Origin of the sequence: Gemmata sp., assembly GCF_051859125.1 — a bacterium.
Taxonomy (GTDB): domain Bacteria; phylum Planctomycetota; class Planctomycetia; order Gemmatales; family Gemmataceae; genus Gemmata.
The window spans coordinates 58,898-73,147 of sequence record NZ_JBHYGG010000135.1 but is presented as its reverse complement, the minus strand read 5'-3'; the positions used below and the strand labels follow the sequence as shown (position 1 = coordinate 73,147).

The window sequence follows — 14,250 nt, the reverse complement described above, 5'->3', positions numbered from 1 at the left end:
CCGCCACGCGGCGGGTGCGCACCGGCACCGAGCTTATCGTGAAGAACATCTATTCGTTTCGATCTGGTGGGGCAGGCATTCTTGCCTGCCTCCAACCGCTTCCGGAGGCAGGCAAGAATGCCTGCCCCACCAAGGGCAACTGATCCACGCGATTCGGTATGACGCGGCCGCGGTCACCTTCCGGTGCGGGTGACCTCGATGGCGTTGACGATCCACAGGGACGACCCGGGGGCGACGGAGAACGTGACGGTCAGGACGCCGTCGGCCCCGGCCGTGCCGCTCACCGTCACGGTCCCGTTGCCCCGGAGCGTCTGCGTCGTGCCGCCCGCGCCGGCCACCGCCGCCCGGACCCCCTGGAGCCCCTGGGTCGGGGCCGCGTACGTGTGGACCGCGACCGTCGCGGACACTCCCGCCCCGACGAACACCTTGAACGCCACCGGGGTGAGCCCGTACGCGTAGTCCCCGAGGACCGCGGCGTCCCCGCCCGCCGGCACCCGGCCCCCGGTCGAGCCCCCCACGTTCCCGGTCGTGGCCCACCCGTACCCGGTCGCCGCCGAGTACTTCGTCCCCGGCATGACCCGGTCCCAGCCGGCCGACTGCTTCCCGGTCGAGTTCGCCTTCATGTCGAACCGCCGGGGCGGCGGGCCGTACTCCTGAGCGGTGGACCCGACCGCCGCCCCGGTGACGTCGGCCGCCGCGACCGTCGCGGTCCCGGCCGCGGACGGCCGCCGGACCCGGACCTCGGCCGCCCCGGTCGCGTCGGCCACCACCTGGGTGCCGACCAACTCGGGCCGGGCGTCGGTCGCGACCGTGCCCAGGGTAGTCGTCACGGTCAGCACCGCGCCCGGCGCGGCCCCGGTCACCCGGAACGTGTCGACCGAGGTGCCGTCCGACGCGGGTGCCCCGCCCGGCCCCGCCACCGACAGGGTGCCGACCGCGGCCGCGGCGCGGGCCGACACGCCGGTCGCGGCCCACCCGGCCGGCCCCTGGAACCGGACCCACACCGCGTACACCCCGGCGGACCGCCCCGGGGTGATCCCGGCCGAAACCCGCGTTGCCGACGACACCGGCACGAACGCGCCGGCCGGGACCGCGGCCCCGGTGTCCGGGGTGAGCGGGGCGAAGGTGACCCCGTCGGTGCTGTACGCGACCTCGACCCCGGCGTAGGCGCTGAGCCCGTTCCCCAGGAACGTCGCGAGGTGGACCGGTGCGGCCGACCCCAGGTCGATGCGGAACGTCGCGGCCCCGGCCGGCCCCGCGGTGCCCAGCGCGCCGTCGCGGAGTTCCGCGGCCAGCGGGCTCCCGGCGAGAACCGCGAGCGCCCCGCTGTCGAACCCCCCGGGCGCGGCGACCCACCCGAACCCCGCGGCCGGGGTGTACGCCGCACCCGGGGCGACGGCGACCGCTCCCGGCTGTACCGGGGACGCGGGGGTCGGTTGGAAGTCGAAGTCCAGGGGCCGGCTCGCGACGGCGACGGCGAACGTCTGGGTCGAGGTGCCGCCCTTCCCGTCCGACGCCTGAACCGTGATCGTATGGCTCGTCGCGGTCCCGGGGTCGAGGTGCGATCCGTCGGCCACGGAGACGACGCCGGTGGCCGCGTCGATCGCGAACCGCCCGTCCGCATCGTCCGTGAGGGTGTACGTCACCGACGGCCCGTTCACGTCGGTCGCGGTCGCGGCGACCCCGGCCCGCGTTCCCGTCGCCGCCCCCGCGGACACGACGTTCGTGGTGGCATCGGCATCTGTGACCGCACCCGGGTCGACGTTGGTGACGCCGACGGTGAATGTCTGTGAGGAGGCGCCGCCCTTGCCGTCCGACGCCTGCACGGTGATCGTGTGGCTCGCCGCGGTCTCGAAGTTTAGGCGACTGGCGTTCGCGACCGTCACGGCACCCGAGCCGGCGTCGATGGCGAACCGCCCGTCGGCATCGTCGGTGAGCGAGTAGGTCACGGCCGGTCCGTTCACGTCCAGTGCGGTTGCGGTGACCCCGACCGCCGTGCCGGCGGCCGCGCCCTCGGGCACGGTGTTCGTGGTATCGTCGGCATCCGTGACCGCGCCCGGGCTCACGTTGGTGACCGCGATCGTGAACGTCTCGGTCGATACGCCCCCATGCCCGTCGCTCGCCTGCACGGTGATCGTGTGGGCGGTCGCGGTCTCGTAGTCGAGGAGCGCGGGGTTCGCGACCGTCACGACGCCCGTGGCCGGGTCGATGGCGAACGGCGAGCCGGCGCTGTCCGTGAGGGTGTACGTCACGACCGGGCCGTTCACGTCGGTCGCGGACGCCGTGACCCCGACCGCTGTTCCCACCGCCGCGCCCTCGGTGACCGTGTCCGGTGCGGAGTTCGCGTCCGTGACCGCGCCCGGGGCCGCGTTGGTGACCGCGATCACGAAGTCGGCCGTCGAGGTGCCGCCCTTCCCGTCCGACGCCTGAACCGTAATCGTGTGGCTCGCCGCGGTCTCAAAGTCGAGCCGGCTCGCGTCGGCGACGGTCACGACGCCCGAGCCCGCGTCGATGGCGAACCGCCCGCCGGCGCCGTCCGTGAGCGAGTAGGTGATCGCGAGGCCGTTCAACTGAGCGGCTGCCGCGGTGACGCCGACCGCGGTGCCGGTCACCGCCCCCTCGGCCACCGTGTTCACGCCTGCGTCGCTGTCGGTCGGGTCGGTCGGGTTCGCGTGCGTCACGGTGACCGTCGTGGTGCCCTCGGCCTCCCCGCCGTCGCCGTCGACGACGCGGACCCCGACCGTGTACTCCCCGGCCGCTGGGAACACGTGGGTCGGGTCCATCGACTCATAGGCGCCGTCGTTGTCGTAGTCGAAGAAGTACGCGAGCGGGTCGTAGACGCCCGCCGCGTCGCTCGCGTCCACCGTGATCGTCACGGGTGAGCCCTCGCCCACCGGCCCGTTGTTCGCGACCGATGCGATCACGGGGTTCACGTTGTCGATGTGGATGTGCCGGGGTTGCGAGTGTGCGACCGCCCCGAGTCCGTCGGTCACCGTCAGGACGACCGGCGAAGGCCCGTTGTCGAGAGGCGTGAAGCTGGCACTCGCACCGTCCAGTTCGATCACGCCGTTCGGAGTGAACACCTGCCAGGTGTACGTCAGCCCGGCCGTGGACGGGTCCGATGCGGACGCGGTCAGGGTGATCGCGGTGCCCTCGACGCCGGTCGCCGGCACGCTGATCGTGTCAATCGTTGGGGCCTGCGTCGTGACGGTGATCGTCTTCTGGATGGATTGCGGGGGGAACGAGCCGGGATCGACGGTGTAGACGTGTACCGTTAATTCGAACGTGGTGGGGACCGGGGACGCGACCACGATCTGAAGGTCCGCGAGATCGGCGGGGGTCAACCGCCAGACGTTTACGTCGAGCGCGCCGGCGCTGAACGTCACGCCGGGCGGCGGGTTGAGGATGTCGATGTGTACGTCTTCGGAGCCGTCGTCGTCGGCCGACCCGGCGGAGATCGGGAACGCGCCCGGAACCCCGGCCGGCACCGTGACGTCCGACACCGTGAGGTACGGTGCGTCGGTGACGGGTTGGACCACGATGTCCAGGTCGCCGGTGTCACTGAAGTCGTGCCCGTCGCTGACCGCGTACCGGATCGTTTCCCGTTCCGCGGGACCGTACGTAGCGTAGTTCGGAGCGGGGGCGTACACCAGCCAGTCCGCGGCGTCGTAGTCCGGCCCCGACACCGGGATCATCTGCCCGACCGCGACGGCCGAGCCCTGGTACAGCAGCGTGCCGTTCGACGGGAGCGCGTCGATGCGGATCGACTGGACCGTGTCGCCCGGGTCCGCGTCCGAGACAGAACTGAGGAAGTTGGCGGCTGTGAGCGCGAGGGGCGTGTCCTCGGTCGTGATTGCGACCCCGCCGCCCAACCGCGGCACGTGGTTAAAGTAGAACGACCCGCTTGTGAAGACCGAGCCCCGCAGCGTCGCGTCGACCGCCTGCACTTCCCAGTAGTACATCCGCCCGCCCACCAGGGTCACGTCGGCGAACGGTCTGGAGTACGCGCCGGGGGCCGCGACGAGCCGGGTGCCGTCGGCCAGCGCCGGGGCGGACACGACGTCGTTGCCGCCCGGCGTGGTGCCGATGCGGACCGTGTACGTGAGCGCCGGGGCGGGCGTGTTGTCGTCGCTCGCCCCGTCCCACCCGAGGCGGACCGTGTTCCCGGTTGCGGGGGCGGTCACCGTCAGGTCGGTGGGTGCGGTCGGGCGACTGGTCGGCGCGGCCCCGTAGTTCTCCACCACGGTCGGAACGAGCGTGCTCGACGCGGGTTGCAGGACGTCCAGGGTGCCGTTACCGTTGAAGTCCCCCCAGGCGATCGCTCCCGGGTTGATCTGCGACCGCACGGGCACGTCGGTCGCCGTCGCCTGCCCGAAGAGGCCGCCGTCGTTCACCTGGATGAACAGCCCGCCGTTTCGCGAATAGATGAAGTCCAGGTCGCCGTCGGAGTCCACGTCAGCCCACTGCATGGCGGACTCGTTCTGTTGCGACGCTTCGATCAACCCGGTGAACGTGAACGTGCCGCCGCCGCTGTTGCGGTACAGGCCGAATTCCGGGCCGACCAGTGCGTTAAACCCGGACGCGACGAAGTCGGGGAGGCCGTCGCCGTCGTAGTCGCCCCACGCGGAGATGGTACCGTTCGTGTTGTTTGTTGGGTTTACAGAGGTCGAGAAGAACCCGCCGCTGTTCTGGAAGTATTGCGGGCCGTTGGACGTGCTGGCAAGCAGGTCGAGGTCGCCGTCACCGTCGGCGTCGGCGAACGATGCAGACGTGATGAGCACCCTGGGTCCAATGTAAGGCGTGAGGGCGCCGGCACTGCCGCTAATCAGAAACCCCGTCGAGGCCACCCCCACGCTGTTACTCATCACGTACCCGCTCAAGATGACGTCCAACGCCCCGTCGTTGTTGAAGTCCGCCCAGTAGGCGTGTGACACAGACGTGAACCCGTAGGCGGCGTATGTGAAGTTCGCTTGCGTGAAGGTCCCTGTCGAGTGACTGTAGACGTAGATCCGAGCTTCGCCTTCGGGGGTGACCCCGAGAACGTCCAGGTAGCCGTCGCGGTTGTAATCGCCGAACCGCATCGAATTCAGCTGCGGCAGGCCGATCGTGTCGAACGTGGAGGTGAAGTTGCCGGTGCCGTCACTCAGGTAGACGGTCGAGCCGATCACCGCGTCGAGGTGTCCGTCCCGGTTCACGTCGGCCCACGTCGCAGTCGTCCAACCGACGGGGGGGCTGAGGTCGATGACCGGGTTCGTCGGCTGGACGACGAACCGAGCGGTCGCCTCCGACTGCGTGTGGCTCTGGTCGTCGGTGATCGTGTACGTGAAGCTCGCGACGCCGGTGAACGTCGGGTCCGGGGTGAACTGGACCCGCGCGCCGTGCCCCGGCGGGTCGAGCAACTCCACCGTGCCGCCGACCGCGTTGCCGACCGCCACCAGCGTCACCGACCCGCCATAGATGCGAGGAGTGGTCGGCGAGTCGTTCAACACGAGTGTCGAGTCTGGGATCACGAACGCCGGCGAGCCCTGTGTGACCGTCGGGAGCGTGTCGTCGGCCGCCCCGGGTGCCGGGGTCGAGCCCACGAGCACGCGGATCAGTCCGCCGCCCTGCTTCGGGTCAATGCCGCCGTTGGTCCTGCCGTTGTCCTGCACCGTGAAGTAGAGGAGTGCATACCCAGACCGGCCCGCCATCGGTCGGAAGAGGATGTTTCCCCCGGAGACCACCGCGGAGCCGGGCACCTGCCCGAAGGTGTCCACGCGGACCCCGAGCAGTGTGAGCGTCTGGCCGCTTTCCGGGGCCGGGCCGGGCGGGGTCGCCGCGAGGACGTCTGCCACGGGGATGCGGATGACGCCGTCCCGACCCATGGTGTAATCGAGCGTGGTGAAGACCGGGGAGTCGTTCACCTCGGTCACGATCTGAGTCGCTGTGGCGGTATCACCGCTGTACGCGGTCGCGCCGTCGTTGGTCGAGACGCTGACGCCCGTCGCGCCGGTCGTGCGGCCGTCGGTCTGGTCCCACCCTCGGAAGGTGATCGTTGCGGTGGTGCCGTCCTGGGCGTTCGGGAGGTAGCGCACGCGGTCGGTGTCGGCCGCGCCGAGCAGCGTGGCGCTCGCGTCGGACACGGGGCCGAAGTCGGTCCAGGTGCGGCCGTCGTCGGTGCTGAACTGCCACTTCCCGTGGGAGCCGGTCAGCCCGGTGACGGCGATCCCCCGGCCCGAGACCGCGTCCGCGTCGCCCAACTTCCCCGCGACCAGCGACGCGACCGTCGCCCCCGTGTTGGCGACGTTGTCCTCGTTGATCGCCGGCAGGTTGTTCGCGCCGGTGAGCGTGGGGGCCGCGTTCGTGGCAACGGCGAACACGTTCGCGGTGTAGTCGGTGTACCCGCCGTCCTGGTCGATCACGCGGGCGTAGTACGTCGTCGTGCCCGCGGCCGAGACCGGGACCGAGTACGCCGTGGACGTGCCAGCGGTGGCGTAGGTCGCAGCGAGCGCGGTGGTACGTCTCGCGAACGAGTACCGCAGGCCCGCCGCCGTGTCCGCGGCGGACGGGTCGAACGCGGAGACGAACCCCGCGCCCACGCTCACGGTCTCCGAGCCGGGGTACACGACGTAGCGGTCCGGGATGACGCCCGTCGGGGCCACGTTGGTGACCGTAAAGTTTACGGCGTTCGACGTGCCGCCGCCCGGGGTCGGGCTGAAGACCGTCACGTTCACCGGGCCGCTCTCGGCCACAGACGCGGGGAGCGTCGCCGTCAGCGTGGTCCGGTTCACGTACGTCGTGGCGAGGGCGATTCCCTCGAACATCACGACGGAGCCGATCCCGAAGCCGTTGCCGATGACCGTCAGTTTCGTCGCGCTCCCTTCGTTCGCCGCGGTGGGGTTGACGGACGCGAGCGTCGGCACCGGGTACCGGACCGTGACGGCCGGCGTCGCGAGGCCGCCCGTATCGACGAACCGGAGTTGGATCGCCGAGCCGTAGGGCGCGGTGGAACTTGTGTGCAGAGTGAGCGGGATCGTGTAAACCCCCGTGGCGGGGGCACCCGACTGGATTTCGAAGCCCGAGAGGTACGGCGTGATCGTCCACCCGGGTGGAAGGCCGGCCGCCGCCAGCGTGGCCCCGCCGGAGGGTACAGTGGCCTGCGCGACGAACCCGGTCACGTTGTCGCCGATGAGGACCGTCATTGTGCCCTGAACGTCGGCACCGGCCACGGCGGACGCGGGGAAGTTGTAGGCGGTCGATACGAAGTTGGTCGCGCTCTCGAAGGCACCGATGTCCGGCGCGGAGCCGATCGGCCGCGTGAGGCCGCGCTGGTCGGTGGTGAGGCTCGTGCCGAGGACCGAGGCGGGATCCGTGCCCGCGTCCACGGCCAGGCTCGTGCTGCTTTGGAACGCGAACACCGGCGTCTTGCCGCCTCTGAGCGCGAGGGTGGAAACGAGTCCGGGGGTGACGTTGACCAGGTCGCCGTTGCCGCCGAAGCCGGTGGTCCCGGTTCGACTGCCGATCAGGTTGTGGCCGGCGCTGGTGAACGCCGCGGCCGTGGGGATCACGTCGGTTCCCGTGTTCGAGCCGACGATCGTGTTGATGAACTTCACGCCAGTGCCGCCGCCCGCGAGCCCGGTCGAGTTGAAGGCGACCGTGGCGTTGGCGACCGTCACGGTTCCAATGGCGTAGACGCCGCCGCCCTCGTTGGTCGCGGTCCCGGCCCAATCCGAGCCGCTCGCGCCGCCCAACCCGTTGGTGTCGCCGCTCCCGCCGCTGCCGCCGGCGCCGCCCCTGGAGGTGACACTCGGTGCGGTGAGGGTGTTGAAGCCCACGGTCGCGTTCGCGACGGTGGAACCCGCCGTCGTGTTGAGGTAGACCCCGCCCCCGCGAACGACGCCGGCCACCCCGCCGTTCCCGCCGTTGCCGCCACGCCCGCCGTTGCCGTCGGTGACGACGCCGTACCCGCCGTTGCCGCCTCTTCCGCCGTTGCCACCGTTCCCGGGCGTCCCGGCGACAAGAGAGTTGTTGGCAATGGTGGTGCCCCGAAGGGTGAGCTTTCCCCCGCCGGACAGACCACCGCCCGTCGCGGCCCCCCCCGTGCCGCCCGTACCTCCCACGCCGCCCTTGGCACCGTCGTATCCGGAGAGAAAGACGTAGGTGTTGGTCTGGCCGTTGCCGCCGGTCCCCCCGAGTCCGCCCGTTCCTCCGGCGCCGGCCGTCCCGGTGTTTTGTTGGACAAGCGTGTCCTGGATGGTGACCGTACCACCAAGGAAAACGCCGACACCCGAAACCGCGCCGCCGGTGCCGCCGGCCCCGGCCCATCCACCGCCGTGTGGCCCGATGCTCTGACCGTACACGCCCGAGTGCCCGAGTCCGCCGACGCCACCGACGCCACCCGCCCCACCCGTGGCGTTGTTCGACTGCACGGTTGCGCCGGTGATCGTCGCCGTGCCATCGATCACGGCAAGGCCCGCCCCGTTTACACTCCCCCCGGCACCCCCGACCCCACCAACGCCAGCCCCACCCGACGAGTAGCCGAACCCCGTCCCGGGTTGGCCCGTGCGGCCGCCCTGGCCGCCCTGGCCGCCGGCCCCGCCGGTCGCCGAGTTGTTCGAAATTGTCGTGCCGGTGATCTGGACCGTTGCGTTGCGTTGCGCATGGACGGCACCGAACGCCGCCCCGCCCGTCCCGCCGTCCCCGCCGAGTCCACCGGCCCCGCTGTAGCTCAAGCCCCCGTCGCCCCCGAGTCCGCCGTTACCGCCGTTGCCGCCGATCGCGGAGTTGCTCGTCACCTGAACATTGGTAAGCGTGAGCGTCCCGCCCGCGACCTGCACGGCCGCACCGCCGGCGTTGCCTCCGGAGCTGCCCGTGCCACCCGTCCCGCCCTGGCCGCCCTGGCCGTGCCCGCCCGAGCCCAGATTGGCCACGGCGCCGTCACCACCGATGCCGCCGCTGCCTCCCGTGTGCCCGGCGCCACCGGCAACCTGATTTGACGAGATTGTCGTGTTGACTATCTGAACTGTTGCGTTGGAGCTGTGAACGCCCCCGCCGTAGGCGCTGACCGGGTAGTGGTTCGTGTCCGATCCGTAACCCGGCAACCCGTCACCGCCCGGGTGCCCGTCCTCCGGCGTGCTCGTCCCGAACGGGTTGTCGACCCCGTCGGCCCCATTGGCCCCGTTCAACGAGTAGGTGTAGGCCAGCAGGTTCGTCGTGAACGCCGCCTTGTTGTTCGAAATGGTGCTGTTCTGAATGGTGAGACTGCCGCCGGTCGCGGAGATGCCGCCGCCGGCCGAAGTTCCCCCCGAGTTGACCTCGTTCCCGCTCACCGCCACCCCGTCAAGAGTGACGTTCGCCCCCCCACTCTGAATGCCGCCGCCGGCCAGGAAGATGTAGTTGTCGTCGAACTGGCCCGGGTTGCCGACGAGGCGGCCGCCGGTGATCGTGAGGTTCTTGAACGTAACGGTGACGCCCGACCCGATCACATCGAAGACGCGGTCGATCTGCCGCGCGTCGATGAACGTCTGGCTGGCCCCCGCGCCCTGGATCACCATCGTCTGCGTGCCGGTGATGTCGAGGTCGCCGGTCGCGGCGCGGTCCTCGACCTGACCCGTGAGGCTCAGCGTGTACGTGCCGGTGCCGAGGTTGATGGTGTTCGTTTGATTCTGAAAGCTCGTGTTCGAGCTGATGATCGCCGACCGCAGGCTCCCCGACCCGAGGCCGCCGTCGGCGAAGTTCGTGACGGTGAACGTCGCCGGAACCTCTCGCGGCTCAAGAGGTTCGGCCGCGAGCGGGCTCGACCGGCGGATCGTGGTAACGCGGCGGCGGTTCCGGAACGCACGGCACCAAGTCAGGAGCGGATTGGGCGGGGGCATTGGGTCGGGCTCGTGAGAGGGTGCGCGGGCCGGGCAAGGCGCGACACTCTTTCTCCCCCACCGGCCGAACCTAACCCCTCGGGACGAAAATTATTCTCCCGGTCGCGCGACGACAGCCCCTTCCCCGGTGCCTTCTGCACGGGACGCCCGGGGCACGCGGCGGCGGATTTCCGTTTCCCACAACCGCACCGAGGCTTCATAATCACGGGACAGGGCCGGGGGCGCTGCCACCCTCTCCGCGAGCCGCCCCCGGGCTCTGGCCGACACACTGCGAGGCTCCGCGAATGAACGGGTCGCACGCCGCCGTCTCCCGCCGGTCCGCCCTCCGGGTCGGCGGGGCCGGCCTGTTCGGGATGTCGTTCCCGCGGTTCCTCGAAGCCGCCGAGAAGCCGAGGGCCCGGCTCAAGGCCAGCGCTAAGGCCGTCATCTTCCTGCACCAGTGGGGCGGCCCCGGCCAGCAGGAGACGTTCGACCCCAAGCCCGACGCGCCGGACAACGTCCGCGGGTGGTACGGGGCCACGAAGACGAAGCTCCCGGGCGTGCTGTTCGGCGAGAAGATCCCGAAGCTCGCCGCGATGGCCGACCAGTTCACCGTCGTCCGGTGCCTCCAGCACAACATGAAGAACCACAACTCGGCGGGGTACTACAGCCTCACCGGGGTGGCCCCGCCGACCGACGACCAGCGGCTCCGCGACTCGCTCGAACTGTTCCCGGCCTACGGGAGCATCGTCGATAAACTCGCGCCCACGGCGAAGGGCGCGTCGACGTTCGTGAGCTTCCCGCACGTCATCGCCGACGGGTCCATCACCCCCGGCCAGCACGCGAGCTTCCTCGGCAAGGGCCACAACCCGCTGTTCGTCAACCAGGACCCGAACAAGCCCGACTTCAAGCTCCCGGAACTCACGCTCCCGGCGAACCTCAACGTCGAGCGGCTCGAGAGCCGCCGCGACATCCTCAAGCTGATCGACGAGCAGGCCGAGTTGCTCGAGACGTCGCTCGTGGCCCAGGGGCTCGACGAGAGCTACCAGAAGGCCGTCGCGATGCTGACGAGCCCGCGGTTCAAGCAGGCGTTCGACCTGACCCGCGAGGACAAGAGGACCCGCGCCGCCTACGGCGACACGACCTACGGCCAGAGCTGCCTGCTCGCCCGGCGGTGCGTCGAGGCCGGGGCGAAGTTCGTGAACGTGTACTTCTCGCGGGCGATCGGCGGCAAGGGCCAGGGCTGGGACTACCACGGGTTCAACAAGGAGAACGTCCCCGACCGGCTCCAGGAACTGCTGCCGATGACCGACCAGACGCTGCCGGCGCTGCTGAACGACCTGACCGACCGTGGGATGATCGACGACGTGCTGGTGGTGTGGGTGGGCGAGTTCGGCCGCACGCCGCGGATCAGCTCCAACGGCGGCCGCGACCACTGGCCGCAGTGCTACAGTGCGGTGCTCGCCGGCGGCGGCGCGAAGAAGGGGTTCGTGTACGGGGCGAGCGACAAGATCGGCGCGTACGCGACGACCGGCCAGGCGCGGCCCGAAGACCTCGCGGCGACGATGTTCGCGGCGCTCGGGATCGACCCCGACACCGAGATCACCGACAAGCTGAACCGCCCGCTGCCGATCTCCCGCGGCGTGCCGCTCCGCGAGCTGTTCGCGTGACAGGGTGGCGCTTTGTAGGGCCGTTGCCTGAGCGATCCGAGACGCTTCGACCGGCGCAGCCGGCCCTACTTCTTGAGCAGCGCGTCGAGCACCCAGCACCCGCGGGCGTGCCGGGACTTCTTGTTGCGGCAGTGGTCCAGCACGACTGCGTCGTCGCACCCCGCGTCCTGGAGCGCGTCGGCCAAGATCGGCATCCGGTCGAAGGCGCGGTCCTCGTAGATCCCCTTCGCGAGTGCGGCGACCGTTGACGTGAGCCACGCCGGGTCGGCGGTCGCGTCCCGGAACGGCCACGGCCCGAACAGTTCCCTGACGAAGTGGGCGGCCGCGCGGATCGCCGGCTTCCCGCGAGCGCCCCACCCGGCCGGCGCACCGGCGGTGGCGGTCACGGCCTCTTTCGCGTCCGGCCCGAAGAACACGACGCGGGTCGCGGCGTAGATTTCGAGCGCCTCGGCCGGGGCGGCCCCTTCATCGCCCCAGCGCTCGATCAGCGCCGCGCGTGCGGCCAACTCGGTGCGGCCACCGGTCTGCCGGAGCCGGGGGGCCTGCCACGCCCAGAACGCGGCGAGGTACAGCCGCAGCACCCGCTCCGTGGCGCGCGGCGATGCGACGGCGAGGGCGGCCATCGCCTTCGGGTCGAACGACTCCCACCACTCGTCTTCGGTCATGGTCACGCCCGGTCGCGCGGGAACTCGCCCCCGACCGGATCATAGCAGACAGCCCGAAGGTAGGTCACTCGCTCCGCGAGTGACACCGGACGCGCTCGGAACCTCCCCGTGAAGCTCTGCTGCGCCGGGGCGCGACTCGCGGAGCGAGTCGCCTACTTTGCGGCCGCCACGTCGGGCGAGCGCTCGTTCGTGACCACCAGCACGTCGCACCGCTTCAGGAAGTCGTACCGCTTCGCGACGACGCGGGCCGTCGGCACCTCCGCCGACAACTTCTCCCACGCGGCCCCGTGGACGAACACGTACCCCGGCGTCGGCACCGCCAGGAACTCGGCCACGGCCGCGGGCGCGTCGAGCCGCGCGACCTCGCGGCCCGTGTAGAAGACCACGCTCGGCTCGAACCACCCGAACGCCGCCACGCGCAGGTCGCGGGTCGGGTCGCCGAGGCCGGTCGCCGCGACGAGCGCCCGCGGGGCGCGCTTCTGCTCCAGGAGCGCCGGCGTGCAGGCCATCATCGGCGCCATGAACGCCACCGCCGCGACGCCCAGGCCCGCCACCGCCGCGTGCCGGTCGCCCCGCCGCACGTTCCAGCCGAACCAGGCGCCGGCCGCGACCGGCACGAGCCCGAGCGGGCTCCACGCCGCGAGGCCCGGGAACAAGCGGTTGGCGTACAGCATCGCGCCGACGGTGACCGCCCCGATGAGGAGCATCCCGGCGGCCCCGGCCGGCATCAGCCACCGCGGCACGGTCAGCGAGCCGTCGCGCCACGCGATCAGGAACCGGGCGGTGAGGACCGCGAGCGCCGGGTACAGCGGGAACACGTAGTTCGGGAGCTTCGTCGCCGCCGCCGAGAAGAACACGAGGTACAACCCGGCCCAGCACACCAGGAATCGGTACGCGCGAGTGTCCCCATCGTCGGTGGTGGGCGAGATGGGGAGACGGGGAGATGGGGAGATGGGGAGTGAAGACTCCGCACCGTCATCACCCTGAGTCTTGTTCTCCCCTTCTCCGTGTCTCCCGCTCTCCCCGTCTCGCTTCGTGGCCCGGACGCCGTACCACACGGCCGCGAGCAGGAACGCGGACCACGGGCTGAACAGCACGGTGACCGTGAGCGGGTAGAACCACACGCCGCCGCTGTGCCCCTCCATCGGGCTCATGAACCGGTTCACGTTCTCGTTGCCGAAGAACGCCCGGAGCCACTCGCCGCGCGTCTCCGCGGCGACCAGCCCGTACCACGGGATGCCGACCAGGATGAAGGTGAGCGCGGCCGCGAAGATGCGGCGGTCGAGGAGCCGGCCGAGTTCGCGGTTCCAGGCGAAGTACGCGAGGATCACCGCCCCCGGCAGCGCGAGGCCGACCGGTCCCTTGGTGAGCATCGCCAGCCCGCACGCGGCGGCCGTCGGCACCCACCACCGCCGCGAGCCGTTCTGGTGCAGCGTCCAGAACAGGTAGTACGTGAGCGTCGTGTACAGCAGCAGCGTGGCGTCGGGCGTGGCCGCGTGCGTCAGGACCGCGAAGTGGGTCACCGACGCGAGCACGACGCCGCCCAGGAGCCCGGTCGGGCGGCCGAACATGCCGCGGGCGAGTTCGTAGGTGAGCAGGACGATGAGCCAGCCCGCGAGGACCGACGGGAGCCGGGCCGACCACTCGCTGACCCCGAACGCGGCGTAGCTGGCGCGCTGGAGCCAGTACAGCATCACCGGCTTGGCGGTGCGGAGCTGGTAGTTGAACGTCGGGATCACCCAGGTGTCGGCGTCGCGCATCTCGCGGGCCGCCTGCGAGTTCACCGCCTCGTCCATGTCCCACAGGCTGCCGGCCCCCAGGTTCGGGAGGGAGAGGGCGGCGCACGCCGCCAGCAACAGGGTGTAGTCTCGCAGCCGGTTCCGCATGGCGAACTCCGTTTCGTCGCACTCGGGCGGCCGATCATAGCCGGAACGAGTTTGCGTGGGGAGGGCAACCGCACGCGGCGGCCGGAGCCGTAGCGACGGGACGCGGAGGACGCGGACGAAGGGCAGGGTGAAGGGGATCGAATCAGACCCGGGTTCCGTCTGATCGGCTCTCGATCCCGTCTTTCGTCCGCGTCCT

Annotated in this window: 4 protein-coding genes; 1 reads left to right on the top strand and 3 read right to left on the bottom strand. The window is 70.9% G+C overall.

Going from position 1 to position 14,250, the window contains the following annotated elements:
* Positions 1 to 173: 173 nt before the first annotated feature.
* Positions 174 to 9,854, bottom strand: a complete 9,681-nt coding sequence (locus ACTIGN_RS14100) for a cadherin domain-containing protein (protein ID WP_439624843.1) — start codon at positions 9,852 to 9,854, stop codon at positions 174 to 176.
* 284 nt (positions 9,855 to 10,138) lie between these two features.
* Here ACTIGN_RS14100 and ACTIGN_RS14095 point away from each other — a divergent pair, with 284 nt between their 5' ends.
* On the top strand, positions 10,139 to 11,503 hold the full coding sequence (locus ACTIGN_RS14095) for a DUF1501 domain-containing protein (protein ID WP_439624841.1): 1,365 nt from the start codon (positions 10,139 to 10,141) through the stop codon (positions 11,501 to 11,503).
* A 65-nt stretch (positions 11,504 to 11,568) separates the two neighbouring features.
* Here the strand turns inward: ACTIGN_RS14095 and ACTIGN_RS14090 are convergent, their stop codons facing one another.
* On the bottom strand, positions 11,569 to 12,168 hold the full coding sequence (locus ACTIGN_RS14090; RefSeq protein WP_439624839.1) for a hypothetical protein: 600 nt from the start codon (positions 12,166 to 12,168) through the stop codon (positions 11,569 to 11,571).
* 152 nt (positions 12,169 to 12,320) lie between these two features.
* On the bottom strand, positions 12,321 to 14,054 hold the full coding sequence (locus tag ACTIGN_RS14085) for an ArnT family glycosyltransferase (protein WP_439624837.1): 1,734 nt from the start codon (positions 14,052 to 14,054) through the stop codon (positions 12,321 to 12,323).
* Between the last annotated feature and the right edge of the window lie 196 nt (positions 14,055 to 14,250).